Origin of the sequence: Pseudoclavibacter sp. JSM 162008, from assembly GCF_041366455.1 — a bacterium.
Lineage (GTDB): Bacteria > Actinomycetota > Actinomycetes > Actinomycetales > Microbacteriaceae > Pseudoclavibacter.
Genome location: NZ_JBEWYX010000015.1, coordinates 43,400 through 69,608 on the forward strand (window position 1 = coordinate 43,400; position 26,209 = coordinate 69,608).

Sequence of the window (26,209 nt, forward strand, 5' to 3'; positions counted from 1 at the left end):
GTGCAGGTCCGCGTGCGGATGCGCGGGGGCGGCTAGCATGGGCGCGTGGGTCGGATCACGGTGCGGCGAAGCGTCACGCGGCTGAGTCTCGGGAAGCCCCCGAGCCGGAAGGCCGACTTCCTCGCGGCCGAAGAGCCCCTCGAGATCCGCGTCGGAGGCCAGCAGCTCGCGATCACCATGCGCACGCCTGGCAACGACTTCGAGCTCGCGGCGGGTTTCCTCGTCTCGGAGGGGGTCATCGCCCGAGGCGATCAGTTCCGGTCGGCGATGTACTGCGCGGGCGCCGATGGCACTGCCGACGGGCTCAACACCTACAACGTGCTCGACGTGCTCCTGTCGGCGGACACCCCGCAGCCTGACCCCGACCTCGCGCGCAACTTCTACACGACCAGCTCGTGTGGGCTCTGCGGCAAGGCGAGCATCGACGCCGTCGAGCTGACCTCCAGCTACGAGGTGGCGAGCGACCCGGTGACGCTTGATGCGGGGCTGCTCGTGACGTTCCCCGACAAGCTCCGCGAGCAGCAGGCGGTGTTCGAGAAGACGGGCGGCCTGCACGCCGCCGCGCTCTTCGACGCCGCCACCGGCAGGCTGCTCGTGCTGCGCGAGGACGTCGGCCGCCACAACGCCGTCGACAAGGTCGTCGGCTGGGCCGTGCAGAACGACCGGCTGCCCCTCACTGGAACGGTGCTGCAGGTCTCAGGGCGATCGAGCTTCGAGCTCGTGCAGAAGGCCAAGATGGCGGGCATCCCCATCCTCGCCGCCGTCTCCGCGCCGTCATCGCTCGCCGCCGAGCTCGCCGAAGCCAGCGGCATGACGCTGATCGGCTTCCTCCGCGGGGAGTCGATGGCCATCTACTCGCGCCCCGACCGCATCCTGCCCACGGAAGAGGTCAAGGCATGAGCGTCGACGCCTGGGAGAGCTTCTTCGTCGCCACGGTCGGCGCTGGCGCAGCTCTGGCCGGGCTCATCATCGTGGCGATGTCGGTGAACGTCGCGATGATCATCAAGATCAAGAGCATGCCGTCGAGGGCAGGCGCGACCATCGCGTCCCTGCTGCTCATCGTCATCGTCGGAGCGGCCGGCCTCATCCCCGGCATCAGCAACATGGCGTTCGGCGGTGTGACACTCGCCGTCACGCTGGTCGTGGCGGCGCTGTACTGGCGCACGAGCGTCATCGGGTTCAGGAATCCGAACGGGCACCTGCGCGAGCACATCCTCCGTGTGGCGTTCACCGTCCTGCAGCTCCTGCCGATGCTCATCGGCGGAGTCCTCGCGTTCGGCACGTGGGAGGCGCTCTCCTGGGTGGCCGCGGGGTTCCTCCTCACCTTCGCCGGGGCGACCCTCAACGCGTGGGTGCTGCTCGTCGAGATCCTCCGGTAGCGCCGCGAGCTCGCGCTCAGCCGACGATCCTGAGCGCACCTGCGGGTCGAAAGCGGACTCGACGGACGCATCTGCGGTTCACCGTGAGAAGATGCCCCCGTGCCAGAACAGCGATACCGCGTCAGCGAGGCAGCCTCGCTCCTCGGAGTCAGCGATGACACCCTGCGACGCTGGGGCGCGAGCGGCCGCCTCGACCTCGAGGGCGAGGCTGGCGCGAAGACGGTCTCCGGCGTGCAGCTCGCCTCCCTCGCGAAGGAGCTCGCGGAGAGCGACGCGCGCGGTGACCTCGTGGAGCTGCCACCCGCATCCGCTCGCAACCGGATGCGCGGCATCGTCACGAAGCTGACGCTCGACACCGTCATGGCCCAGGTCGACGTCCAGGCGGGGCCGTTCAGAATCGTCTCACTGGTCTCGCGCGAGGCCGTCGACGAGCTCGGCCTCGTGGTCGGAAGCCTTGTCGTGGCGAGCGTGAAGGCCACCAACGTGGGAATCGAAGGAGTGCACAGTGCGTAAGACGCGGAGACTCGGGATGGTGCGCGCGCTCGCCGCCTCCGCTGGCGTGCTTCTGCTGGCTGCCCTGGCGGGCTGCGCGCCCGCAGGCGGTCCGGCGACACCTTCCGGCAGCGCCGACCCCATGCCATCGCCCACCGAGACAGGCCCGACCGGCACCGTCACCGTCTACGCGGCCGCCTCGCTCACCGAGACGTTCACGCAGCTGGCGGAGGAGTTCGAGGCCGACCACCCCGGCGTCACGGTGACGCTCAACTTCGGTGGCAGCTCGACGCTGGCCGAGCAGATCGTGACGGGCGGGGCGCCCGTCGACGTCTTCGCATCCGCGAACGACACGACGATGAGGACGGTCGTGGATGCGGGGCTTGTCGAGTGGACACCGGCGACGTTCACCCGCAACGCGCTGGTCATCGTGACCCCGGAAGGAAACCCGGCTGGCATCACGGGGCTGAAGGATTTCGCCGACCCCAAGCTCAAGATCGCGCTCTGCGACGAAGAGGTGCCATGCGGCGCCGCCGCGGCGAAGATCTTCGAGCAGACCGACATCGTGCCGAAGCCGGACACCCTCGAGAGCGACGTCAAGACAGTGCTCACGAAGGTGAGTCTCGGGGAGGTCGACGCCGGCCTCGTCTACGCGACCGACGCGAAGTCGGCGGCTCTCGAGGTCGACCCGATCGAGTTCCCTGAAGCGCTCGACGCTGTCAACAACTACGGCATCGTCCCGCTCAAGGCGGCGCCGAACCCTGAGGCGGCGGCCGCGTTCACCGAGTTCATCCTGACGGCCCGCGGCGTCGAGGTCTTCGAGGAAGCCGGCTTCCTCAGCCTGACATGACCGGGATGAGCCGCCGCCCGCCTGCGGCGCTGACGCCCTTCGCGCTCGTGGCTCTGGCGCTGCTCGCGCTGCCCATCCTGGCCCTCGTCCTCCGCGTGCCGTGGGCTGAGTTCCCGGAGATCGTCGCCCAGCCGGTCGTCGGCCAGGCCCTGTGGCTCTCGCTCTCCTGCGCCGTCGTGGCGACGGCCGTCTGCCTGGTCATCGGGGTGCCGCTCGCGTGGTGGCTCGTCTCGCTCGCGGAGCTGCCAGGTCAGCGCCTCTATCGCGTGGTCCGGGTACTGGTGCTTGTGCCGCTTGTGCTCCCGCCGGTCGTCGGTGGCCTCGCACTGCTGCTCCTCTTCGGCCGCTCCGGCCTGCTCGGCGCCCCGATCGCCCAGCTCACCGGGTTCAGCCTTCCGTTCACGAGCGCCGCGGTTGTCGTCGCCCAGACGTTCGTGGCCTTGCCGTTCCTCGTCATCGCTGTCGAGGGGGCGCTGCTCGGGGCGGACCGCCGGGTCGAGGACGCGGCGGCGACGCTCGGCGCGACCCGCTGGTTCACCTTCTCGCGGGTCACGCTGCCGATGGTCGGGCCTGCGATCGGGGCCGGTGCGGTGCTCGCCTTCGCCCGCGCCCTCGGCGAGTTCGGCGCGACCATCACCCTCGCGGGCAGCCTCCCCGGGGTCACTCGGACGATGCCGATCTCCACCTACCTCGCCATGCAGTCGGATCCGGATGCGGCGATCGCCCTCGCGCTCCTGCTGCTGCTCGTCTCGGTCGTCGTGCTCTTCGCGTTGCGGGGTCGCTGGGTGTCCGGCGTCGCAGGGACTCCAGCGGTGCTCGGCGCCTCGGGGTCGGTGCGCGCGAGGGGCTCGGGGCGGCGCGGATGAGCGCGGGGCTGGCCATCCGCGCGAGCGTCGCCGTCGGCGGCTTCCGCGCGAGCTACGAGCTCGAGGTGCGGCCGGGCGAGGTGCTCGCCGTGCTCGGCCCGAACGGGGCAGGCAAGTCGACGCTCCTGCGCGCGATCGCCGGCCTCGCGGCACTCGAACGGGGAACATTGGAGCTTGGGGGCCGTCTCGCGGAGGAGGCGCCGGGAGGCGTCCGGCTCGGCGCGAGGGAGCGACAGCTCGGCGTCGTCTTCCAGGATTACGTCCTCTTCGGCCACCTCAGCGCGCTCGACAACGTCGCCTTCGGGCTGCGCGCTCGGGGAATCGGCCGCGGGGAGGCGCGCCGAGTCGCCGCCGAATGGCTGGAGCGCCTCGGCATCCACGACCTCGCGTCCCGTCGCCCTGCCCAGCTCTCGGGAGGGCAGGCGCAGAAGGTTGCGCTCGCCCGGGCGCTGGCGACCTCGCCTCGTGTCCTGCTGCTCGACGAGCCCCTCTCCGCCCTCGACGTGGAGTCTCGTTCGGAAGTTCGTGCCGAGCTGCGCCGCGTGCTCGCGGATTTCGAGGGTGCGGCCCTCGTCGTCACGCACGACCCGGCGGATGCTGCTGCGCTGGCCGACAGGATCGCGATCGTCGAAGGAGGCGCGATCACGCAGCTCAGCACACCGGAAGCCATCGCCGCGGGGCCGGCGACCGCATACGTCGCGGCGCTTGTCGGGCGAACCGGGTTCGAGGTGGAGTTGCGGGAGCCGGGGCTCGCGACGCACAGCGATCTCGGTGAGATCCGTGGCCACCTCGTCGGCCAGGCGGGCGCGCCAGGGGAGTCTGACGGGCGGGCCGGACCGGGCGAGCCGCTGTTCGCGAGCATCCGCACTGACCGTCTTGAGCTCGTCCTCCCCGGTGCGGACGATGCTCTGGGGCCTGTCGCCCAGGCCCGGCCGCTCGCCCCGAACACCTGGCACGCTGAAGTCCTGCGCCTCGAGCGCGACCTCGGCTCCGTGACGGCTACACTCCTTCTTGGCGAAGAGCAGACGACGCCCCGCCTCACGGCGCGGCTTCCGCTCGACACCGGCTCGCGCATTCCAGGGGGACTGCGAGAACGCCAGTCGGTGATCGTCCACCTTCCACCCGCTCACGTCGCCTTCGCCGCGACCCGCTGAGCGACGCGCCGGGGAATGCCGCGCGCGCTTTCAGCGTTAAGAGCGAACGTGCGGGCGTGCCCGCACGCCAAGATCTGAACCTCCCAAGGAGTACTGTGACCGACTCGCGCACCGCGACACGCGACGCCGAACCGACCCCAGCCGAGTCCGCATCCGCGGGCTCAGCCGTATCCGCGAGCGAGCAGGGCACCGACCCGCGCACTCGCTTCGTCATCCCGCTCCTCCTCGTCTCGGCGTTCGTCGTCATCCTGAACGAGACGATCATGGGTGTGGCGCTGCCCGCCCTGAACCAGGACCTCGGCATCCCGCTGGCGACTGGTCAGTGGCTCACGACGGCGTTCATGCTCGTCATGGCCGTCGTCATCCCGATCACGGGCTTCCTGCTGCAGCGCTTCCACGTGCGCCAGGTGTTCATGGCCGCGATGATCCTCTTCTCGCTCGGAACGCTGCTCTGCTTCCTGGCCCCGGGCTTCGAGATCCTGCTGCTCGGCCGCATCGTGCAGGCCTCCGGCACGGCCATCATGATGCCGCTGCTCATGACGACGGTGCTCAACATGGTGCCGCCGGAGCGCCGCGGGCGCACGATGGGCAACATCTCCATCGTCATCTCCGTCGCCCCGGCCATCGGGCCGACCGTCTCCGGCCTCATCCTGCAGGTCTTCGAATGGCGCTGGATGTTCGGCTTCGTCCTGCCCATCGCCCTCGTCGCGCTTGTGCTCGGCGCGCTGTTCATCAAGAACGTCACCGAGCCGCGCCAGGCGAAGATCGACGTGCTCTCCGTCATCCTCTCCGCGTTCGCGTTCGGTGGCCTCGTCTACGGGTTCTCGGGCCTCGGCGAGAGCTCGGCAACCGCCGTCATGCCGGCCTTCGTGCCGATCCTCGTCGGCGTGCTCGCGCTCGCCGCGTTCATCTGGCGTCAGATCTCCCGCCAGAAGACCGACTCGGCTCTGCTCGACCTCCGCGTCTTCACGAGCCGCCAGTTCACAGTGTCGCTCGTCCTGCTCGCCGTGAGCTTCATGTCGCTCTTCGGCACGATCATCCTGCTGCCCATCTACATGCAGGAGGTGCTCGGCTACGACACGCTCCGCGCCGGCCTGACCCTGCTGCCTGGTGGTCTCACGATGGGGCTGCTCGCGCCGTTCGTCGGCCGTCTCTTCGATAAGCTCGGCACGAAGCCGCTCATCATCCCCGGTTCCATCATCGTCAGCGCCGCCATCTGGGGTATGACGATGCTCACCGAGAACTCCGAGCAGTGGATGGTCATCGCCGCACACGTCACGCTCTCGGTGGGCCTGGCGCTCATGTTCACGCCGCTCATGACAAGCGCGCTCGGCGACCTGCCCCGCTCGCGGTACTCCCACGGCTCGGCGGTCGTCTCGACGGCCCAGCAGCTCGCGGGAGCCGCAGGAACGGCGATGTTCGTCGTGGTCATGGCGAACTCGACGGTCGCTGCCGCAGGTGAGGGCTTCGGTCCGATCGCGGCGGAGGCGCAGGGCATCCACGCCGCGTTCCTCGTTGGCGCATGCATCTCGATCGTCACCATCGTCGGCGCGTTCTTCGTGAAGGCGACACCGAAGCGTGAAGGCGCCGAAGCGCCGGCCATGCACTAGGCGCATCCGGCGATCGCTGAGCTCAGCGCGTCGCAGCAGAAGGGCCCGACATCAGATCGCATCTGGTGCCGGGCCCTTCTGCGTGCCCGCTCGGGCGCGCCTCCCGGCGAGGTTTGCGAAGATGGGGCGTCGAGCATCCACCGCGCTGAGGAGCGACCATGGCTGAAGCCCCAGAGATCGTCGAGAAGTCCGTCACCTTCGAGGCCGCGCCGGAGCGGCTCTGGAGCATGCTCACGGAGCAGGAGTCGTTCGCCAGCTGGTACGCGTTCGGCGGCGCCACGATCGAGGCCGAGCCTGGCGGCGTGCTCGCGGTCCACTGGCCCGAGCACGGGACGTTCCGCGGCGAGGTGATGCTCGTGGAGTCGCCGCGCCGCTTCGGCTACCGGCTCGCGGCCGTGCCGGAGGAGGACCCGCAGCCGCAGAACAGCACGGTCGTGGAGTTCACGATCGAACCGGCCGACGGCGGCTCCGCGCTGACGGTGCGCCACTCGGGCTTCGAGGGTCTCGAGGGTCTTGCCGCCGACTCGACGTCGGCGGAGATCGAGACGATGGCGTGGACCGCGGCGCTGCCGCTGCTGCGCGAGGCACTCGGCGAGGCGCCAGCGGAGGACCTGCCGCTGCCCTAGGCGGACGCGTCAGGCAGTGGCCGCCGCCTCGAGTCGCGTGAGGCCGCGCTCGAAGTCGGGGCCGATGAGCTTGTCCATCGACATGAACCGGAAGACGATGGCCGCGAGGCCACTGTGCTCGCCCGTCATGAGCCATCGAACATGCGTGCCGCCGTCGACGGGCTCGAGGATGAACGACGTCGGGTTGTGCGCCTTGAAGGGCTTGTCGAAGTCGATGACGAGGTCGATCCGCTGCGGCGCGGAGGCGACGATCGTCATCGAGCCCTTGCCGGCTTTGCGGTTGCCCTCCCACGCGTAGTGGGCGCTGGGCCCAGCCTGCGGTCCGGAGTGCTCGCGTCGCATCGTCGGGTCGACGTCCTCCCAGGGCGACCATGCGCTCCAGTTGTGGAAGGAGTCGATGAGCGCGTGCACACGCTCGATGTCCGCGGGGACCACGGCCTCGCGCTGCACTTCGTACGTGGTCATGCGTGCATAGTTGCAGAAACGTGGCTATGCGTGGACTCAGCAGAAGTTACGGGCCGGAAACATGGGCGTGACGCGCTCGGAAAACAGCGGTCGTAGTTTCGCACTAGACAACGCATGATGTCGTGAGCGAAACTCTTGGAGTCGCAACGACGCGACCACGAAAGGTTTTCACATGACCGACGTCGACCCCACCCTCGAGATGTCAGACGGCGCCTTCCACCGCCTCCTCGGCCCAGAAGCAGAGCCGGGCTTCCTCGCCGACTCAGAGCTGCCCGCATACTGGGGTCGCAAATGGGGCGCGCAGGATGAGGTCGGACGGCTCCGCACGATCATGATGCGCCGCCCGAGCGCGGGCCTCGAAGCCGTCGAGAAGGCCGGAGAGTCGACCTGGATGCCGGAGATCGGCGCCTACGTCGACCCGGACCGCCGCTGGTACTGGTCCGGTCGCGAGTTCCCCGACCTCGAGAAGCTGCACTCCGAGTTCGACAGCTTCGTCACGGTGCTCGAGGACAACGACGTCGAGGTCGTCATGGCCCCCGACCTCGCGTCCAGCTTCACCAAGTCGGTGTTCACGCGCGACCCCCTCGTCACCATCCCGGGCGGCGCGATCATCGGACGACTCGCCCCGCGCATGCGCCGCGGCGAGGAGCAGTCCATCACGCAGACGGTCGCGGCCCAGGGCATGCCGATCCTCGGCACCATCACCGGCACCGGCCTCGTCGAGGGCGGCAGCTTCATCAAGGTGCGCCCCGACCTCGCGTTCTTCGGCACGTCGGTGCGCTGCAACGTCGAAGGCTACCGCCAGCTGCGCAACATCCTCGAAGAGCAGGGCATCCAGCTCATCCACTCGCAGATGCCCGGCTACCAGATCCACCTCGACCTGTGCTGCGCCATGCTCGACGACGACCTCGCGCTCGTGAACTCGCGCATCGCGCCGTACGACTTCCTCGACGCGCTCTGGAAGCTGGGCATCGAGACGGTGGATGTCGCGCCGCAGGAGGACTGGGCGTGCAACCTGCTCACCCTCGACCGCCGCAAGCTGCTCTTCCCGTCGCACCTGCCGCGCACGGCCGAGCTCCTCAACTCGAAGTACGGGGTCGAGATCATCCCCGTCACGTACCGGGAGATCAACAAGAACGGCGGCGGGCTGCACTGCTCGACGATGGAACTGCAGAGGGACTGGTAAGCGATGTCAGAGAACGTCACCGGCGGAGAACTCGTCATCCGAACGCTCGAGGCGCTCGGCGCCGAACGGGTCGTCGGGCTCCCGGGGCAGCACGCGCTGCCCATGTTCGACGCGCTCGGCGACAGCTCGCTCGACTACCTCGGCGCGCGCGTCGAGAACAACGCCGCGTTCATGGCCGACGGGCACGCCCGCGTGTCCGGGACCGTGACCCCGCTGCTCCTCTCCGCCGGGCCGGGTGCGCTCACCGCGCTGCCTGGCATGCAGGAAGCGGCAACGGCGAGCTCGCCCGTGCTCCTCATCTCCGCGCAGGTCCCGACCCCGGGGATCGGCGGCCAGGCGCACGGCTACCTGCACGAGCTGCGCGACCAGGAGGCGCACTTCCGCGGCATCGCGAAAGCCACCTGGAGCATCCGCTCGGTCGACCAGATCGTGCCGATGCTCGTCGACGCGTGGCGCACCGCGCAGAGCGCGCCGGCCGGTCCCGTCTACGTGGAGGTGCCGCATGACGTGCAGCAGGCGAGCATCGAGCTCGTCGACGGGCAGCTCGGCGGCATCGCGGCCGAGGCCTACGCGCTCGCGCCGGAGGCATCGGACACGCAGCTCGCTTCCGTCGCGAAGCTGCTGGCCGCGTCGAGCTCACCCCGCGTCTACGCGGGCGGCGGCGTCGTCCGCTCCGGCGCGGGGGAGCTGCTCGAGCAGCTCGCGGAGCAGCTGCAGGCACCGGTCGTCACCACGTACGGCGGGCGCAGCGCGTTCCCGTGGGTGCACCCGCTGTCGGCCGAGGGCTGGATCGAGGACATCGCGACCACCGAGTTCCTCGAGGCTGCCGATGTGCTGCTGGTGATCGGCACGGGCCTCAGCGAGCTCTCCTCGAACTACTTCCGCCTGGCGCCCAAGGGCACCGTCATCCACATCGACGCCGACGCGCGGGTGCTCGGCGCCAACCACGACGGCACGATCACGCTGCGCTCGGATGCAGGCTTGGCGCTGCAGGGCATCCTCGACCGCCTCCGCACGATGGGTGTCGGCGAGCGAGCGGATGCGCGCCCCGCCATCGAGGAGCTGCTCGCCACCGTCCGCACGCGGCTGGATGCGCAGCCGCTCGCCACGGAGCGCGAGCTGCTGGATACGCTCCGCTCGGCCATCCCGGACGACGTCGCGACCTTCTGGGACATGACGATCAGCGCCTACTGGGCATGGTCGGCGTGGGATGCTCGCGGCGGCGTGTACGAGAACGGGCAGTGCGGCGGCCTCGGCTTCGGCCTGCCTGGTGCCATCGGCGCGTCCTTCGCCTCGCGCTCGCGCGAGAACCCCAACGGGGCGCCCGTCGTCGCGATCTCTGGAGACGGCGGAGGCCTGTACGGCGTCGCCGAGCTGTCGACGCTCGCGCAGTCGCAGCTCAGCGTCACCTGGCTCGTCGTCGACGACGGCGGCTACGGCGTGCTGCGCGGCTACATGAACGAGGCGTACGGGCGAGCGACGGCCACCGAGCTCACCGGGCCGGACTACCTCGCCGTCGCCCGAGCCTTCGGCGTCGAGTCGCGGGCCGTGGAGATGGAGACGCTCGCCGAGGAGCTCGCCGACAGCATCCGCACCCCCGGCCCACGAGTGCTCGTGCTGCCCGCCACCCTCGAGCTGTTCGAGGCGACCCACACGCATCGGCCCGCGGTGCACCGATGAGAGCGCTGCCCGTCGTGCCTCGAAACGAGCCGGCCGCCATCGGCGGCAGGCTCCGATCGGTGCGCCAGCTGCGGCAGATGACGATCGAGCAGCTCGCCAGCGCGACGGGGCTCAGCAAGAGCTTCCTGAGCCGCGTCGAACGCGACCAGACGTCGCCGAGCGTGTCGACGCTCGTGCTGCTCTGCGACGTGCTCAACATCGAGGTCGGCGAGCTGTTCAGCGCGCCTGATGCGCAGCTCGTGCGCTTCGAGGACGCGCCGCAGATCAACCTCGGCGGCACGAACGTGTACGAGCGGCTCCTCAGCCCCCGCAACGATCCGCGCTTCCAGGTGGTGCGCTCGCGAGTCGACGCCGGCATGTCGGGCACCGGGGGAGCGGAGCTCTACTCCGTGAACTGCGAGGTCGACTTCCTGCACGTCCTGCGCGGATCGATCACCGTGGTCCTCGCCTCCGAGACGTGGGAGCTCGAGTCCGGAGACTCGATCACCCTCGACGGGCGCGAACCGCACACGTGGCACACACGCGACTCGACTGAGGGGGTCGAGCTCCTCTGGGTGCTCGCTCCCGCAGCGTGGGGAGGCACCACCTGAGCTCCATCCACGCAGTACTGTCGGTTCCCTGGCGGACCGAGCGTTCGCTCGGCACGTAACGCCCTTGTAAACCCTGCGTGACTTGGCCCATCCAGCGGCAAGTTGCCTCCTAGATTACGCATGTTGCCTACAGATGATCACCGCTGGTGATCGAGAGAAGGAGAAATTCACATGGCATCCAAGAAGCTCATGAAGGCGGGCCTGGCTGGCGCTTCGTTCGTCGCCCTCACCGCACTGCTCGCAGGATGCTCGTCAGGCGATGCACCGGAGGCGGACGTCTCCGAGGTCGCCGTGGACGAGGCCGCAGTCGCGCTCCTCCCGCAGGAGATCGCCGACGCCGGCACCCTCACGGTCGGCACCGAGGCGTACTACCCGCCCTACGAGTACCTCGACGCTGACGGCGCGACCGTCATCGGCCTCGACATGGACCTCATCAAGGCAGTCGGCCAGAAGCTCGGCCTCGAGGTGCAGATCGAGAACGTCGCCTTCGACACGCTCCTCCCATCGCTCGACACGGCCCGCTACGACGTCGTCGTGGCAGCCATGACCGACACCCCGGAGCGCCAGGAGAACTACGACTTCGTCGACTACTTCAACGCGGGCCAGGGCATCGTCGTCGCAGAAGGCAACCCCGAGGGCATCACCGCAGAGGCAGACCTCTGCGGCAAGGCGGTCTCCGTGCTCCGCGACTCCGCGCAGCAGGGCATCCTCGAAGCCTTCAACAGCGACATCTGCGCCTCCAGCCCCATCGAGATCTCGGCGCAGGCCACCGACAACGACGCCCTCATCCAGGTGCAGTCCGGCCGCGCGGCAGCGTCGGTCAGCCAGTACCCGGTCGCGAGCTACAACGTCGAGCAGGCCGGCGGCTTCGAGCTCGCCAACGAGGAGCCCTTCCAGCCTGAGCCCCTCGGCATGGCAGTCGCGAAGGACAACGAGCTGAGCGCAGCCATCCAGGCCGCACTGCAGTCCCTGGTCGCCGACGGCACGTACACCGACATCCTCGCCGCCCACGGCCAGGAAGGCGGAGCCGTCGAAGAAGTCACCATCAACGGCGCCGAATAGCGCCCGCGGAGCTGACGAACAACAACGGAGCTGAAGAACAGTGAACACCTCGACCGGCCCCTCCGCGGGCGCGACGGGAGCGGTCACCACCGCCCCCGCCGCGCCCGCGGCCGATGCCCCCAAGATCGTCCCGCTACGGCACTACGGCCAATGGATCTTCGCCGCCATCGTGCTCCTCTTCCTCGCGAAGCTCGTCTACGACGTCGCGACGGGATCGAGCATCCGCTGGGAGAAGGTCGGCTCGAGAGTCTTCGCAGAGGCCATCATGCAGGGCCTCCTCATCACCATCATGCTGACCGTGGTCAGCATGATCCTCGGCATCATCGGTGGCATCACGCTCGCCGTGATGCGCATCTCCAGCAACGCCGTGCTCCGCGCCATCTCGAGCGGCTTCGTGTGGATCTTCCGCGGGACGCCGATCCTGGTGCAGATCCTCATCTGGTTCAACCTGGCGCTGTTCTTCCCGCAGATCGACCTCGTGTTCGTGCAGCTCGACACCAACGCGCTCATCCTGCCGCTCACCGCGGCCGTGCTGGGGCTCGCGGCCAACGAGTCCGCCTACATGTCGGAGATCATCCGAGGCGGCATCATCTCCATCGACCCAGGTCAGAAGGAGGCGGCTGAGGCGCTCGGCATGACGCAGGGCAAGATCATGTTCCGCATCATCCTGCCCCAGGCGCTTCGCTCGATCGTTCCCCCCATGGGCAACGAGCTCGTCACGCTCCTGAAGGAGACCTCGCTGGTGTCCGTCATCGGCGCAGGCGACCTCCTCACCAGGGCGCAGCAGATCGGCGCCGCCGACTTCAGCCGCATGGAGATGCTGCTCGTCGCGAGCATCTGGTACCTGATCCTCACCTCGATCGCGAGCATCGGCCAGGGCTTCCTCGAGCGCAAGCTCGGCAAGTCCCGCGGCTTCGCGACCCCCGAACCGGTCTGGAAGCGCGTGCTCAACTCGATCCTGCCCAACCGCAGGTCTGTAGGAACAAGCAGAGAGGGACTCCGCTGATGCCCGTATCCACTGGGTCCGCCCCGATGATCGAGCTGCGCAACGTCGCCAAGTCGTTCGGCAGCGTCGAGGTGCTCAAGGACATCTCCCTCGACGTCCACGCGGGCGAGGTCGTCAGCATCCTCGGCCCCTCCGGTTCAGGGAAGTCGACGCTGCTCCGCTGCCTCAACCACCTCGAGACCGCCGACCGCGGCGTCATCCGGGTGGCGGGGGAGCCCGTCGGCTACAAGGAGAAGAACGGCAAGCTCTACGAGCTTCGTCCGAACGAGATCGCCAAGCGTCGGCGCGACATCGGCATGGTGTTCCAGCGCTTCAACCTCTTCCCGCACATGACGGCCATCGAGAACATCATCGAGTCGCCCGTGCAGATCCTCGGCCACAAGAAGTCGGCGGCCATCGCCGACGCGAAGGTGCTGCTCGAGCAGGTCGGCCTCGGAGACAAGGGCGACAACTACCCGTCGCAGCTCTCCGGCGGACAGCAGCAGCGCGTGGCGATCGCCCGCGCGCTCGCCATGAAGCCGAGCGTGCTGCTCTTCGACGAGCCGACGTCCGCGCTCGACCCGGAGCTCGTCGGCGAGGTGCTGCAGGTCATGACGAAGCTCGCGAAGGAAGGCATGACCATGGTCGTCGTCACCCACGAGATCGGCTTCGCACGCGACGTCTGCGACCGCGTCGTGTTCATGGACGGCGGCGTCATCGTCGAGGAGGGTGCCCCGGAGGACGTCATCCAGAACCCGCAGCACGAGCGCACGATGCGCTTCCTCGCACGCGTCCTCAAGTGAGAGAGCTGACATGACACGTCCCCTCGTCATCTTCACCGACACCACCGACCTCTCGCAGGAGCCTGCAGCCAGGCTCCTGCGAGAGGCGGGGTACGCAACCGCCCACCTCGAGCTGCCGACCTCGCCCGGACTCGACGCGGTCGTGCCGCGCGAGCACCTCGACGCGGTCGCGGCCATCGTCGGCTACGCGCGCATCACGGCGGATGTGCTCGCGCAGTTCCCGTCGCTGCACCTGCTCGCGACGAGCTCCGTCGGCACCGACATGATCGACGCGGATGCGGCTGCCGCCCGAGGCGTGAAGGTCGTGACCCTCGCCGGGGTCGCCACCGAGGAGGTCGCGGCGCACGCGCTGACCCTGCTGCTCGCCGCCGAGCGCTCGCTGCTCCGCAGCCTGCAGCTCGTGCGCAGCGGCGAGTGGACCGACGAGGCCACGGCCCGCCTCCAGGTTCCGCGCCGCCTCAGCTCCCTCACCCTCGGACTCGTCGGCCTCGGTCGCATCGGCGGCAGGCTCGCCGAGATCGCTCGACCCAGCTTCGGGCGCGTGCTCGCCTTCGACCCCTACGCCAACGAGGCGCCGGAGGGTGTCGAGCTCGTCGACTCGCTCGAAGACCTGCTGCGGGAATCCGACTCGCTCAGCCTCCACCTGCCGCTCACCGCCGAATCGCGTGGCATCCTCGACGCAGCCGCCCTCGCCCTGCTCCCGCACGGCGCGGTGGTCGTGAACGTCTCACGGGCGGGCCTCGTCGACGAGGCCGCCATCCAGGCTGCCCTCGCGAGCGGTGCGCTGCGCACCTACGCGGCCGACGTCCTCGACGGCGAGCCGCCGCATCCGAGCGACGCCATGCGCACCGACCCCGGCACCCTCATCACCCCGCACACCGCCTGGTGGTCGGATGCGGCCCTCGCCGGCTACGAGGCCCAGCCGGCACTCAACATCATCGCCGAGCTCGGCGCACCCGCCGACCCCACCTAGAGTCCCTCATGACAGACAGCAGCATCCTCCTCTCCGACGCGCACGAGCGCTTCCTGCGCGACTTCGACACGATGGGTGACTTCGGGGCCACCGGGCACGGGGGCGTCGACCGGCAGGCCGCGAGCGACGCCGACAACGAGCAGCGCCGCTGGTTCCAGGGCCTGCTCGAGGGCCACGGCTTCACGGTCGAGTACGACCGGATCGGCAACCAGTTCGGGCTGCTCGAGCTCGTGCCCGGTGCGCCATACGTGCTCATCGGCTCGCACATGGACTCGCAGCCGACGGCAGGCAAGTACGACGGCGCCTACGGCGTGCTCGCCGCGGCCCACGCGGCATTCCGGATCGCGGATGAGGCTGTTGCCGGCGGAGTCGCCGGCGCCAGGTACAACGTCGCCGTCGTCAACTGGTTCAACGAAGAGGGATCGCGCTTCGTGCCCTCCATGATGGGATCCTCCGTGTACACGGGCGTGCTGCCGCTCGAGGATGCGCTCGCCGTGCGCGACAAGGCGGGCATCAGCGTCCAGCAGGCGCTGCGCCCGACCGGATTCCTCGGCGAGGGCGCCGGCCCCGTCGCCGCGCTCTGCGCCGAGATCCACATCGAGCAGGGGCGCCTGCTCGAGAACGCCGGCACGACCATCGGCCTCGTCACCGCGACCTGGGCCGCGAGCAAGTACCGCGTCGTCGTCAGAGGCGAGCAGGCGCACTCCGGCGCGACCGTCATGGAAGACCGCCAGGATGCGCTCTACGGTGCCTCGCTGCTCGTCGTCTTCGCGCGAGAGCTCACCGACCGCTTCCCCGGCAAGCTGCACACGGCCGTCGGACAGCTCGACGTGTACCCGAACTCGCCCGTCGTCGTCGCCAGCGAGGTCACGCTGCTGCTCGACCTGCGCAGCGACGACGAGGAGCTGCTCGCCGAGGCCAACGCCCTCCTGGACGCGCGCTTCGCGGAGATCGAGGCCAAGGCCCGCGTCGAGATCGAGCGCACCCTCTCGCACTCGTGGGACGTCAACCCATACCAGCCCGCCGGCGTGGAGCTGGCGCGCTCGGTCGCCGAGGAACTCGGGCTCTCGAACGACGAGATCATGACCGTCGCCGGCCACGACTCGACGAACATGAAGGAGCTCGTGCCCACGGTCATGCTCTTCGTGCCCTCCGTCGACGGCATCTCGCACAACGAAGGCGAGTACACGAAGCCCGACGACCTCGTCGCAGGGCTCGACGTGCTCACCGAAGTCGTCCGGCGCCTCGTTCGGGGCGAGCTCTCCTAGGCCCTTGATCGCTGCCAGCCGGTTAGCCGCATCCGCTGCCGGTGTAGGCGCATCCGTTGCCAGTGCGGCCGCATCCGCTGCCGACGGGCCGAATCGCTGCCAGTCAGCTGGCCGCTCCGGCTGGCTCTGCCACGATCGCTGCCAGTCAGATGGCCCTTGACGGCGGTTCAGAAGGGCGCTTCGGCTGGCAGTGATCGCGATTGTTTGGGTGAGACCCGTGCATGAGCGGGCCGTGCACGCTGGTCGCCGCCGGCCAGGTGGATGCATCCGCTCGCACATCGCCCATCACTGCCAGCCAATTGGCCGCTCCGGCTGACTCTGCGACGATCGCTGCCAGCCAGATGGCCCCTATACGGCGGTTCTGAAGGGCGCTTCGGCTGGCAGCGATGGCGGTCGCGGGTGACACAGCCGGGGCATTGCTGGTCTCTGCTGGTCCTGGCTGGGCTTGGTCGGGCGCGGGGTGGATGCGCAGAGTCACGGCCGTCGGCACCGGTCGGGACGAGATCGCCCGGAGGGGTGCGCTTTGCACCGGCAGTTGTAGGCGACGGTGCAAAGCGCGCGCATCACGATGGGCCACCTTCGCTAGCTTCGACTGAGAAGCACGCGGCAAGGAGGCCCCACAGTGAGCAACGATTTCTTCTGGACGAACCCGCCTCGGGTGACGCAGAACGGCAACATCGGACCGACGGACTCGGCGCAGGTTCCGCGCTTCGCGGGCCCCGCGACGTTCGCGTTGCTGCCGCGTGTCGACGAGGTCGAGCAGCTCGACGTCGCGATCCTCGGCGTTCCCTTCGACAGTGGCGTCTCGTACCGCCCCGGAGCCCGCTTCGGTCCGGCGCACGTGCGCCAGTCGAGCCGCCTCCTGCGGCCGTACCACCCGACGCTCGATGTGTCGCCGTTCGCGGCCCAGCAGGTCGCGGACGCGGGCGACGTGCCCGTCAACCCGTTCGACATCGAGGAGGCGCTCGGCACGGTCGAGGCGGCAGCCAAGGCGTTGAGCGACACCGGCGCGAAGATCGTCACCATCGGCGGCGACCACACGATCGCGCTGCCGCTGCTGCGCAACATGGCGCGCATCCACGGCCCCGTCGCGATGCTGCACTTCGACGCGCACCTCGACACGTGGGACACCTACTTCGGGGCTGCCTACACGCACGGCACGCCGTTCCGTCGCGCGTTCGAGGAGGGGCTGCTCGACACGGATGCGCTCAGCCACGTCGGCACGCGCGGACCGCTCTACGGGAAGCAGGACCTCGAGGACGACGAGCGCTTCGGCTTCGGCATCGTCAGCTCGGCCGACATCTACCGCCGTGGAGCTGACGCCGTCGTGCAGCAGCTGCGCGAGCGCATCGGCGACCGCCCCCTCTACATCTCGATCGACATCGACGTGCTCGACCCGGCGCATGCGCCGGGCACAGGAACGCCGGAGGCAGGCGGCATGACGAGCCGCGAGCTCCTCGAGATCCTGCGCGGGCTCGCTGACCTCAACGTTGTCGGCGCCGACGTCGTCGAGGTGTCGCCGGCCTACGACCACGCGGAACTCACCGGCGTCGCCGCGGCCCACGTCGTGTACGAACTCGTGTCGATGTTCGCGGTGCGCAGCTAGCGCGTCCACCGGCGCGCGCTCGCCGCGTTCGCTGTCCAACATCAGTGCAATATCGGGCCCGATCGACGTTCTGGAGGCGGTTTCGGCCGATTTCGCACTGATGTTGGACACGAGGCGGGGCAGGGCGCGGCGGGTTGCCGTTCCGAGCCGCCCGGACGCCCCCGGTGAGCCAGAGGCTGCGACGTCCTAGGCTTCAGGCATGGGAAGCACTGCGTGCGGCAACGTGTCCGACCTGGTGAACGAGCGATGAGCAGCTCCGGGGTCGTAGCCAGCAGCGCCCCGCAGGAAGCGGCCTGGAATGCGGGAGCCGTCGCGCCGCTCGAACTCGTCCGTGACGGAATCTGGAGAGTGGGCATTCCCATGCCACCGGGGCCGACGCCGGGCGGGCGCATCCCGTGCACGCTCGCATCGGTCGTCGCTGATGATGCGGACGGGGTGCACGTCGTCGATCCGGGCTCGGGCTCCGATGAGAACCTCGGCGTCCTCACCGCGGCCATCGCGGCCACCGGACACCGGCTCGACCAGGTGCGATCGATCATCGTCACGCACCTGCACCACGATCACCTCGGCTTGGCCGAACGGCTTCGGAGTGCGACGGGGGCGCCGATCGTGCTGCACCGGGCCGAACAGGCGGCACTCGACCGGCTCGCGGCCGACCGCCCGGACGTCGCCGCCGAACGCACGCGGCTCACCGCGTGGGGAGTGCCGGTTGAACGCCACACGGAGATCCTCACGCTCGTGGGGCGGTCGGCGACGCCCCTGTCGTTGCAGGCCGACGTGCTCGTCGATGATGCTCAGCTGCTCGACGTCCCTGGGCGGCGGATGCGCGCCGTCCACACGCCGGGACACACACCGGGCCACCTCTCGCTCGTCGACGACGACGCTCGCCTGGTCTTCACCGGCGACCACGTCTCGCCGGTGCTGCACCCCGGGCTTGGTCTCGGCGGCGACGACGGCACCAACCCGGTGCTGCAGTACCAGCGCTCGCTGCGGCGCCTCGGCGGCCTCGGCGTCGACGAGGCTGTGCCGGGCCACGGCTTCCGGTTCACGGGTCTCGCGCAGCGGTGCGTCGAGCATGCGCGCCACCACCAGCAGCGCACCGACGAGGTGCTGGACGCCCTCGCCGTCTCGCCGGACGCCTCGATCTTCGAGATCGCCTCGCGCCTCACGTGGTCGGCCGGCTGGGAGAAGCTCGCCGGCTTCTCGCTGCGCTCGGCGCTCCAGCAGACGGCGATGCACGCTGACACGGTGCGAACCGGCTCGGCGTGAGCGCAGCCTTGCCCGGGCTTCCGTCGGCGGTGCGCCGGACCGCCGGTACGCCGGACCGCTGGAGCGTCACCGCATCGCCATACCAACGTTCCTGGCAGATGCGCGGCAGCGTGCGGAGCGAACGCGGAACGACGACTGGTTGGCTGGGGTCGCGGGCGCTTTCACGGGCGCGCGACCGGAACGCGAACCACAATGTCGAACACCGGAGGTCGATATGAACACCAGGACCGAACGCCGCTGGATTCTCGCGGGCCTCGTGCTGCTGTCGGTACTCGTCGTCGCCGCGTCTTTCCAGACCGGGGACCTGTTCCATCGCATCTTGCTGATCCTGCCGACGACGCTCCTCTGGGTCGTCTACCGTGAGGCGGCCCGCCGGCGACGCGACGCACAGGTCTCGTCGGGTGAGGGCGGCGACCAGGGCACCGGCCGCCGCTGATCGCGGAGGGATGCACCGCCAGCGCTGGCGCGCAACCCCTCGGCGCCACAGATCTTCGTCGCGTAGCGTCCGGGCCATGACCAACGAGCCAGCAGGTGCCGACACGTCCGACGAGGGTCCAAGCGCAGCGGAGGCGGCCGAAGCGGCCGAGCGCGACGCGCTGAGAAGCGTCCGCGCCGTGGGCGAGGACCGCGGCGACCCGGACGCGGCCCGAAACGAGAGCGTGCCCACCCCGCCGAGCGAGGTCGACCCTGAAGCGGGCACGGATGCCGACGGCTTCCCGGTTGAGAATCCCTCCGGCTGAGGCCTCGTCGCTCGCGCTCCGGCTGAAGCCCACCCGCTCCGGTTGAGGTCCACGCCTCCGGGTGAAGCCGACCCCTCCGTCTGAGCCCCACCGCTCGCCCTCCGGGGCCGCTCAGGTCGTCTGCCAGAACACCATCGGCTGACCGGGGGCCCCGCAGGCCTCGGGCGCATCAGCCGGCGCGCTCCCGTACCCGCCGCCTCCGTCGATGGTGTCGCCGGCGCCGACGGTTCCGAAGCCCGGCACGTCGATGCTCTGCCCGCCGGGCGCGAGCACCGAGCCGAAGGGGAACTGCACGAAGGTCTGCTCATCGCCCGTGCCCACGACCCAGCATCCGCCCTCGCTGAGCGCGAGCGTGCCCGTGACTCTCGCCTCCATGACGGACGTCGGTTCGCGGCCAGCCGCGTAGAGGATGGTCGTGTCGGTGGTCGTCGTGCTCGCGGGCCCCGGCGCTGGCCAGATCGTCTCGCCCGGTTCCGATGGCTGCGCGGTCGGCGCACACGCGGTGAGTGCCCCTCCGAAGGTGATCGCGACGCCGAGCGCGACGCTGACCCCGCGGCGTCGTCTCGCCGTCGGCGCCCGGCCTGCCTTGGTTCGTCGTGCCCTCACGCGCGCTTCGCTCATGAGCGTGATGCTACTGAATTTGAGGAACACCTCCGAGAAGCCTCTCGACCGCGCCTGACCAGCAGGGACCTAGGTCCCTTCCGCGCCCCGCACTCGTCCGCGAGTCTGTTTCCTGAGACGCCACCCCCCCCCCCGACGCGTCTCAGGGAACCTCGACGAATGAGGAATCATGCCGACGCACCAGGCTCCACACCGAACCTCCCGAATCCTGCCGCTCGTGGCGCTGACGACCGTCCTCGGCCTGCTGGTGAGCGGATGCACGAGTGCCGGCGGTGACGGCGGCGGCAGTTCCGCAGACCCGGCCTCGCCGCAGATGACCAGGTCGGCCGCCCCGGAGGGCGAGCTGCCCGCTGAGCTCCAGGACGAGCTGCGGGCAGCGCTCGATGAGGTCATGGCCGAGTACGACGTTCCGGGCGCTGCTGTCGGTGTGTGGATTCCGGGCCAGGGCTCGTGGACGACCGCTGTCGGCCTCGCGAACGTGGAGGCGAACACACCGACGACGACCGACATGTCGTGGCCCATCCGAAGCATCACGAAGTCGTACACGGTCTCGATGATCCTGCAGCTCGCCGACGAGGGCGAGCTGAGCCTTGACGACACGATCGACCAGTACGTCGATGGCGTCACGAACGGCGACAAGATCACGCTGCTGCAGCTGGCGAACATGTCGAGCGGCAACGCCGACTACGTCACCGAAGCCTTCCAGGACAAGTTCCTGGCCGACCCGACGAAGGTCTACACGCTCGAGGAGCTCAACAGCTTCGTCCTCGACCAGCCAGCTCAGTTCGAGCCCGGCACCGAGTACGTGTACACGAACGCCAACACGAACCTGCTCGGCGCGGTCGTCGAGAAGGTCACCGGCGCGGCCTACGCGGACGCCATCCAGGAGCGCATCCTGACCCCGCTCGGGCAGACCGGCACGACGTACATCGCGGACGTCGACGACTGGGCGGAGCCGCATCCCACCGGGTACGTTATCGACGGCGAGCCGATGCCGATGGAGGAGAACTCCTCGATCCTCGGGCCGGCCGGTTCGCTGTTCTCGACCCTCGAAGACGGCAGGGCGTGGGCCGAGACGCTCGGCACGGGCGCGCTGCTGAAGTCGGAGACGCAGGAGCTGCGGGAGATCGGGCACAAGATCCCGAGCCCGCCCTACGACCTGTACGCGGTCGGCATGGGCGAGACGAACGGGTGGCTTGGGCACAACGGCGAGGGGCTCGGCTTCACGGCCGCGACCTTCCACGACCCGGCAACTGGGGCGAGCATCGTCGTCTACATGAATGTCTCGAATAACCCGGATGCGCATCCAGCGGATCAGGGCTTCCGTGCGCTGGCTGAGGCCCTCGCGAACGGAATGGGCGCATGATCGCCGGCCAGCCCAACTCGGGCGAGGGTGCCGCGCGGATGCGCCGACCAGAATTCGGCCGCGGCGTAAGCGTCCTGACGGCGGGGGCCGTCACGATGCTGCTGCTCACGGGGTGCGTCGCGGCCGATGCAAACGACGCGGACGTCCCGGTCTGGGACGGCACGACGCTGGTCTCGGTCCCGGGGCTCCCGGACGAGGCGCTCGAGGTGATGAACCAGCCGCAGTTCTCGAGCGGCCGGTGGTCGATTTCCGTCGAGGACCTGGACACGGGGGAGACGCTCATCGACCTCGACGCGGAGAAGCTCGCTGAGCCGGGCTCGTTCGTGAAGACGTACAGCGCAGGAGCTGCGTGGGTGAAGTGGGGGCCGGACCACACGGTCACGACGCCAGTGAAGCAGTCCGGTGAGGTCTCGGCGGGCACCCTCGATGGCGACCTCGTGCTCGTCGGGCAGGGAGACCTGACGATGGGCGGGCGCACGAAGGACGACGGCACGGTCAGCTTCGCGAACCTCGATCACAACGACGCCAACCCGCTGCCGGGTGCGACGCTCACCCCGGAGGACCCGCTCACGGGCCTCGACGAGCTGGCCGGGCAGGTGAAGGCGTCCGGCATCACGACGGTGAACGGCGACGTGATCATCGACGACCGCCTGTTTGAGGGGACGCTCGCCGAGCAGCCCATCACCCCGATCGTCATCAACCAGAACCTCCTCGACGTGCTCGTCACCCCGGGCGAGGCGGGCCAGCCTGCGACTGCCGCGCTGACGCCAGCCGTCGGCAAGTGGACGCTGGACCTGCAGGTGGAGACGGTGCCTGCGGGCGAGGAGTCCAAGGTCTCCGCGCCGAAGGTATCGGCGAGCGACCCCAACACGCTTGTCGTGTCCGGCACGATCGCCGCGGATGCTGACCCCGTGCTGCGCGTCTTCGAGTTCGACGACCCGTCGACGTTCGCCCGTACGGCCTTCATCGAGGCGCTCGAGCGCGCGGGAGTGACGGTCAGTGCGGACCCGTTCGCGGAGAACCCGACGTCGGCGCTCCCCGAGTGGGATGCCGTCGAGGCGCTGCCCGCGGTCGCCGAGCTCGAGTCGCTCCCACTCGCCGAAGAGATCACCTACGTCATGAAGGTCAGCTACAACCGCGGCGCCCAGACCCTCATCTGCCGCCTCGCGGTCGACGCAGGCAAGAACGACTGCGACGAGGATGGCATGGGCGTCGCGCAGGCGATCTGGGCCGAGGCCGGCCTCGATACGACTGGCGCCTCGCTCGTCGACGGCTCCGGCCTCGAGGGCAACTACATCACGCCGAAGAACGCCGTGCAGATCCAGTCGCTCATGGCCGAGCGGCCGGATGCCGAGCGGTGGCGCGACACGATGCCCATCCTGGGCGTCGACGGGTCGCTCGCCGACGTGCAGAAGGACAGCCCGGCAGCCGGGAAGGTCTACGCGAAGACGGGCACGCTCGTGGGCGGCGACGCCTTCAACGATCGGCTCCGCCTCGCAACCAAGACCCTCGGCGGCGTCATGCAGACCGAGTCCGGCCGCAACCTGGCCTTCACGATCATCGTGAACCAGGGCTTCTACGAGGGCATGCCGGGCGTCTTCGAGGCGAACGACAACGTCGGCCAGGTCGCGGCGATCATCCAGCAGGCCTACTGACCGACCAGGATGCACGCGCACGAACCAGATGAGGAGACAGGACATGTCCACGATCGCGAAGCGCACGACGGTGACCGCCGCAGCACTGGTGGCCCTTCTGGGGCTGGCGTCCTGCGCGGCTGAGACGCCGGCAGCCTCGGCACCCGCATCCACGCTCAAGCCGTTCGACGAAGCCGCGGTCACGGTCGTCTTCGAGGAGACCGCGGAGGCGCTCGGGCAGCCGGGCGCCGTGATGCTGCTGCGCACGCCGGAGGGGGAGTTCACGGCGACCTACGGTGTGACGAAGCCGGGCGGCAGCACGCCCGTCTCGGTCGACGACCACATCCGCATCGGCTCCAACACGAAGACGTGGACGGGCACCGTCATCCTGCAGCTCGTGCAGGAGGGCAAGATCGCGCTCGAGGACCCGGTGTCGAAGTACCGCCCAGACGTGCCGAACGGCGACAGCATCACGATCGAGCAGATGCTGCTCATGCGCAGCGGGCTCGCCAACTACACGGAGACGCTCGAGCTCAACACGGCACTGGATGAGGAACCCGACCGGGTGTGGCAGCCGGAGGAGCTCATCAAGTTGGCGTTGCCGTTGCCCGTGGACTTCGAGCCGGGCACCGACTACCACTACTCGAACACCAACACGATCCTGCTCGGCCTCATCGCCCAGGACCTCGACGGGAAGCCCCTCGCCGAGATCTACCAGGACCGCATCTTCACGCCGCTTGGCCTCGACGAGACGTCGTTCCCCGAGATCGGCGACAGCAGCATCCCGTCACCGCATTCGGACGGCTACTTCTGGTGGACGAACGTCAACACGCTCGGCTCGTCGAAGCTGCCGCCGGACCTCATGAAGCAGGTCGAGGAGGGCACGTTCACGCCCAACGACGGCACCCTCGACAACCCGTCGTGGGCGTGGTCGGCTGGCGCCGGCCTCTCGACCGCGGGCGACCTCGCCGACTGGGTGGAAGCGCTCGGCGGGAAGAGCGGCGACATCCTCGAACCGGACATGCAGCAGGCGCGGATGGACAGCTTCCAGCCGACCAGCAAGAACCCGGCCGACCCGTCGTACGGCTACAACATCGCGCACTTCGGCCAGTTCTACGGCCACACGGGCGAGCTTCCCGGCTTCAATTCCTTCATGGGCTACGACCCGGAGGCCGACGTCACGCTGGTGGTGTGGGCGAACCTCGCCCCGGCGGCGAACGGCGCGGGGCCGGCCACCGAGATCGCGAAGGCGCTCATCGGGGCGCTGTACAGCAAGCCGGTGGAGGGCTAGCGTCCGCCCGCGCCCGCGCCCGCGCCCGCGCCCCCGCAATTGGGTCGTTTTCACCCCTCTTGGGGCGGTCGAATGGGGTGAAAACGACCTATGGCACCGGACGTGTCGGCGTCTTGAAGAGGTTGGGGCCGGCGCGTCACGAGGTCACGTGCCAGAACGCCATTGGCTGCGCCGGTCCGCCGCAGCTCTCCGGGGTATCAGACGGGGCCGATCCGACTTCACCGGTCCCATCGATCGCGACGCCTGCGCGCACGGTGCCGAGCCCTGGAACGTCGACGCTCTGGCCGTCGTCGCTCAGGACGGAACCGAACGGGAACTGCAGCAGCGCCCGGCTCCGGCCATCGACGAGGTACCAGCAGCCGGTGTCACTCAACTCGAGTGTCCCCATCACCTGGTTGTACATCGGGCGCGTGGGCGAGTGCTCCGGTGTGAGCAGCACGGTCTCACCGGTGGTTGTCGCCAGGAGTGACGGGAGCGTCGGCCAATCCTCGTAGCCGTTGGTGAACGTCGTCACGACCTCGCCAAACGAGTTGCAGAAGAGGTTCCATTCGGCCTCAACTTGCCGCGTTGGAACGAGGGTGATCTGCCATTCGCCGTCCACGACGTTCGCGATGGCCTTGTCGTTCACGTAGGTGGCGTTGTACCGCTCTGGTGACTGGATGGACGGATCTGGTCGCCACGCCTCGACGCATCCGGCAACAGCCTCGGCTTCGGTCAGCTGCGGCTGTTCTGCGGGCGCGGGCGTCGACGGTGACGGCTCACTCGTCGCGTCCGGCGTGGTGCCGACGACGGGGCCCGGGGCGCCGAGATAGGTGGTCGCGGCGAACACGAGTGCTGCCACGGCTGCGCCCGTCACCGCGACGAGGCCGACGCTCCACGCGAGGCGCGAGCGAGTGTGTGCGCGGCCTCTGCGAGAACGGGCGGAGGGGACCGGCTGCGCTTCACTCTCGAGAGGGGTGGCGAGGATGCTCGCCTTGCCCGTCGCGGCTCGTGCCCGCTGGTTCTCGGTCAGGGTCGTGAACGGTGCAGCGTCGAGCTTGCGCAGCTGCTTCAGGGTTTCGTCGTCGACGTTCATGCCTGGTGCTCCGTGACGGTCGAGGGGGAATGCGGTGGTGGTGTCGGCTCTTCGAGGTGCTGACGCAGCGCGGCTCTGGCGCGGTGCAGGCGGACGCGGTAGCTCTGGGCGCTGATGCCGAGCACCGTCCCGGCGAGGGAGGAGGGGAGCTGCTCCCAGATCGCGAGCGAGAGGACCTCCTGGTGGCTCGGGTCGAGTCGGCTCCACGCGGTGGCGAGGTCGAGGCGGGTGTCAGCTGCCCGCGCCTCGTCGCTGAACGGCAGCGTCTGCTCGGCGTCCGCGATCCGCACGCTGAGGTCGTTCCGCTTGCCCCTCTCGCGCCACTCGCGCAGCAGGCAGTTGCGCGCCGTGCCGAACAGCCAGGCGCGCGCCTCGTCGCGCAGTGGCGGCACGTCGTCGAGGCGGCGCCACGCGGTCAGGAAGACCTCGTGAGCGACGTCCTCGGCCGCGTGGAGAGACGTGCGGCGGGCGAGGAATCGCAGCACGTCGACGTAGCTGTCGTCGTACAGCGCGGAGAAGCGCTCCGCGCGGTGGTTCTCGAGTCTGTTCGGGCTCACATCTCCTACATGCCCAGAAACGAGCGACTGTTACAAATCCGCGCAGATCGCGGTCGACGGA

General features: G+C 69.3%; 27 protein-coding genes. 23 read left to right on the top strand and 4 right to left on the bottom strand.

What is annotated here, in order from left to right:
- Window positions 1–45 precede the first annotated feature (45 nt).
- The 8 genes from fdhD (at window position 46) to ABVF28_RS12855 (ending at window position 6,977) form a co-directional block, all read left to right on the top strand.
- A complete protein-coding gene (fdhD, locus tag ABVF28_RS12820; RefSeq protein WP_371030757.1) occupies window positions 46–900 on the top strand; it encodes a formate dehydrogenase accessory sulfurtransferase FdhD in 855 nt (284 codons plus the stop codon).
- A complete protein-coding gene (locus tag ABVF28_RS12825; protein WP_104311589.1) occupies window positions 897–1,379 on the top strand; it encodes a hypothetical protein in 483 nt (160 codons plus the stop codon). The genes fdhD and ABVF28_RS12825 overlap by 4 nt, the downstream gene beginning before the upstream one ends.
- A gap of 99 nt (window positions 1,380–1,478) precedes the next feature.
- Window positions 1,479–1,892: a molybdopterin-binding protein gene (locus tag ABVF28_RS12830; RefSeq protein WP_104311590.1), complete on the top strand. Its 414-nt coding sequence runs from the start codon at window positions 1,479–1,481 to the stop codon at window positions 1,890–1,892.
- A complete protein-coding gene (gene modA, locus ABVF28_RS12835; protein ID WP_371030758.1) occupies window positions 1,885–2,721 on the top strand; it encodes a molybdate ABC transporter substrate-binding protein in 837 nt (278 codons plus the stop codon). The genes ABVF28_RS12830 and modA overlap by 8 nt, the downstream gene beginning before the upstream one ends.
- A 5-nt stretch (window positions 2,722–2,726) precedes the next feature.
- A complete protein-coding gene (locus ABVF28_RS12840) occupies window positions 2,727–3,587 on the top strand; it encodes an ABC transporter permease (RefSeq protein ID WP_211890703.1) in 861 nt (286 codons plus the stop codon).
- Window positions 3,584–4,741, top strand: coding sequence for an ABC transporter ATP-binding protein (locus tag ABVF28_RS12845; protein ID WP_371030759.1), 1,158 nt, complete (start codon window positions 3,584–3,586; stop codon window positions 4,739–4,741). The genes ABVF28_RS12840 and ABVF28_RS12845 overlap by 4 nt, the downstream gene beginning before the upstream one ends.
- 95 nt (window positions 4,742–4,836) lie before the next feature.
- Window positions 4,837–6,351 carry an MDR family MFS transporter gene (locus tag ABVF28_RS12850; protein ID WP_211890701.1) on the top strand — a complete coding sequence of 505 codons (1,515 nt, stop codon included), beginning with the start codon at window positions 4,837–4,839 and terminating at the stop codon, window positions 6,349–6,351.
- Between the two features lie 158 nt (window positions 6,352–6,509).
- Entirely contained in the window at window positions 6,510–6,977 is a 468-nt protein-coding gene (locus tag ABVF28_RS12855; RefSeq protein WP_104311595.1) for an SRPBCC domain-containing protein, read from the top strand.
- A 9-nt stretch (window positions 6,978–6,986) separates the two neighbouring features.
- Here the strand turns inward: ABVF28_RS12855 and ABVF28_RS12860 are convergent, their stop codons facing one another.
- Entirely contained in the window at window positions 6,987–7,442 is a 456-nt protein-coding gene (locus ABVF28_RS12860; RefSeq protein WP_371030760.1) for an SRPBCC family protein, read from the bottom strand.
- A gap of 172 nt (window positions 7,443–7,614) precedes the next feature.
- Here ABVF28_RS12860 and ABVF28_RS12865 point away from each other — a divergent pair, with 172 nt between their 5' ends.
- The 12 genes from ABVF28_RS12865 (at window position 7,615) to ABVF28_RS12920 (ending at window position 19,604) form a co-directional block, all read left to right on the top strand.
- Window positions 7,615–8,628: a dimethylarginine dimethylaminohydrolase family protein gene (locus ABVF28_RS12865; RefSeq protein WP_371030761.1), complete on the top strand. Its 1,014-nt coding sequence runs from the start codon at window positions 7,615–7,617 to the stop codon at window positions 8,626–8,628.
- 3 nt (window positions 8,629–8,631) lie between these two features.
- Complete coding sequence (locus ABVF28_RS12870; protein ID WP_371030762.1) at window positions 8,632–10,308, top strand: thiamine pyrophosphate-binding protein; 1,677 nt, start codon at window positions 8,632–8,634, stop codon at window positions 10,306–10,308.
- Window positions 10,305–10,898 carry a helix-turn-helix transcriptional regulator gene (locus tag ABVF28_RS12875; protein ID WP_104252584.1) on the top strand — a complete coding sequence of 198 codons (594 nt, stop codon included), beginning with the start codon at window positions 10,305–10,307 and terminating at the stop codon, window positions 10,896–10,898. The genes ABVF28_RS12870 and ABVF28_RS12875 overlap by 4 nt, the downstream gene beginning before the upstream one ends.
- 171 nt (window positions 10,899–11,069) lie before the next feature.
- Entirely contained in the window at window positions 11,070–11,960 is an 891-nt protein-coding gene (locus ABVF28_RS12880; RefSeq protein WP_104311599.1) for an ABC transporter substrate-binding protein, read from the top strand.
- Window positions 11,961–12,000: 40 nt separating this feature from the next.
- Entirely contained in the window at window positions 12,001–12,966 is a 966-nt protein-coding gene (locus ABVF28_RS12885) for an amino acid ABC transporter permease (RefSeq protein WP_371030763.1), read from the top strand.
- Window positions 12,966–13,748, top strand: a complete 783-nt coding sequence (locus ABVF28_RS12890) for an amino acid ABC transporter ATP-binding protein (RefSeq protein ID WP_371030764.1) — start codon at window positions 12,966–12,968, stop codon at window positions 13,746–13,748. The genes ABVF28_RS12885 and ABVF28_RS12890 overlap by 1 nt, the downstream gene beginning before the upstream one ends.
- A gap of 10 nt (window positions 13,749–13,758) precedes the next feature.
- A complete protein-coding gene (locus tag ABVF28_RS12895) occupies window positions 13,759–14,721 on the top strand; it encodes an NAD(P)-dependent oxidoreductase (protein ID WP_371030765.1) in 963 nt (320 codons plus the stop codon).
- 8 nt (window positions 14,722–14,729) lie between these two features.
- A complete protein-coding gene (locus ABVF28_RS12900; protein WP_371030766.1) occupies window positions 14,730–15,989 on the top strand; it encodes a M20 family metallo-hydrolase in 1,260 nt (419 codons plus the stop codon).
- A 658-nt stretch (window positions 15,990–16,647) separates the two neighbouring features.
- Window positions 16,648–17,595 carry an agmatinase gene (gene speB / locus ABVF28_RS12905; RefSeq protein WP_104312534.1) on the top strand — a complete coding sequence of 316 codons (948 nt, stop codon included), beginning with the start codon at window positions 16,648–16,650 and terminating at the stop codon, window positions 17,593–17,595.
- 246 nt (window positions 17,596–17,841) lie between these two features.
- Window positions 17,842–18,864, top strand: a complete 1,023-nt coding sequence (locus ABVF28_RS12910; protein WP_371030767.1) for an MBL fold metallo-hydrolase — start codon at window positions 17,842–17,844, stop codon at window positions 18,862–18,864.
- Between the two features lie 214 nt (window positions 18,865–19,078).
- Complete coding sequence (locus tag ABVF28_RS12915) at window positions 19,079–19,300, top strand: hypothetical protein (protein WP_371030768.1); 222 nt, start codon at window positions 19,079–19,081, stop codon at window positions 19,298–19,300.
- 76 nt (window positions 19,301–19,376) lie between these two features.
- Window positions 19,377–19,604 carry a hypothetical protein gene (locus tag ABVF28_RS12920; protein ID WP_211890695.1) on the top strand — a complete coding sequence of 76 codons (228 nt, stop codon included), beginning with the start codon at window positions 19,377–19,379 and terminating at the stop codon, window positions 19,602–19,604.
- A gap of 111 nt (window positions 19,605–19,715) precedes the next feature.
- Here ABVF28_RS12920 and ABVF28_RS12925 read toward each other — a convergent pair whose 3' ends face one another.
- Window positions 19,716–20,225, bottom strand: a complete 510-nt coding sequence (locus ABVF28_RS12925) for a hypothetical protein (protein WP_371030769.1) — start codon at window positions 20,223–20,225, stop codon at window positions 19,716–19,718.
- Window positions 20,226–20,394: 169 nt separating this feature from the next.
- On the opposite strand from ABVF28_RS12925, the gene ABVF28_RS12930 reads away from it, so the two are divergent.
- Genes ABVF28_RS12930 through ABVF28_RS12940 form a run of 3 tightly spaced genes read left to right on the top strand, consistent with a single transcriptional unit; the run spans window position 20,395 to window position 24,516 of the window.
- Complete coding sequence (locus tag ABVF28_RS12930; RefSeq protein ID WP_371030770.1) at window positions 20,395–21,591, top strand: serine hydrolase domain-containing protein; 1,197 nt, start codon at window positions 20,395–20,397, stop codon at window positions 21,589–21,591.
- Complete coding sequence (gene dacB / locus ABVF28_RS12935; RefSeq protein WP_371030771.1) at window positions 21,588–23,246, top strand: D-alanyl-D-alanine carboxypeptidase/D-alanyl-D-alanine-endopeptidase; 1,659 nt, start codon at window positions 21,588–21,590, stop codon at window positions 23,244–23,246. Before ABVF28_RS12930 ends, dacB begins: the two co-directional genes overlap by 4 nt.
- Before the next feature lie 43 nt (window positions 23,247–23,289).
- The gene (locus ABVF28_RS12940; protein ID WP_371030772.1) at window positions 23,290–24,516 is read left to right on the top strand and encodes a serine hydrolase domain-containing protein; all 1,227 of its coding nucleotides are present in this window, start codon (window positions 23,290–23,292) and stop codon (window positions 24,514–24,516) included.
- A 136-nt stretch (window positions 24,517–24,652) separates the two neighbouring features.
- On the opposite strand, the gene ABVF28_RS12945 is transcribed toward ABVF28_RS12940, so the two are convergent.
- Window positions 24,653–25,591 (bottom strand): hypothetical protein, encoded by a 939-nt coding sequence (locus tag ABVF28_RS12945; protein WP_371030773.1) that lies wholly within the window; start codon window positions 25,589–25,591, stop codon window positions 24,653–24,655.
- On the bottom strand, window positions 25,588–26,148 hold the full coding sequence (locus ABVF28_RS12950; protein ID WP_104311611.1) for an RNA polymerase sigma factor: 561 nt from the start codon (window positions 26,146–26,148) through the stop codon (window positions 25,588–25,590). The genes ABVF28_RS12945 and ABVF28_RS12950 overlap by 4 nt, the downstream gene beginning before the upstream one ends.
- Between the last annotated feature and the right edge of the window lie 61 nt (window positions 26,149–26,209).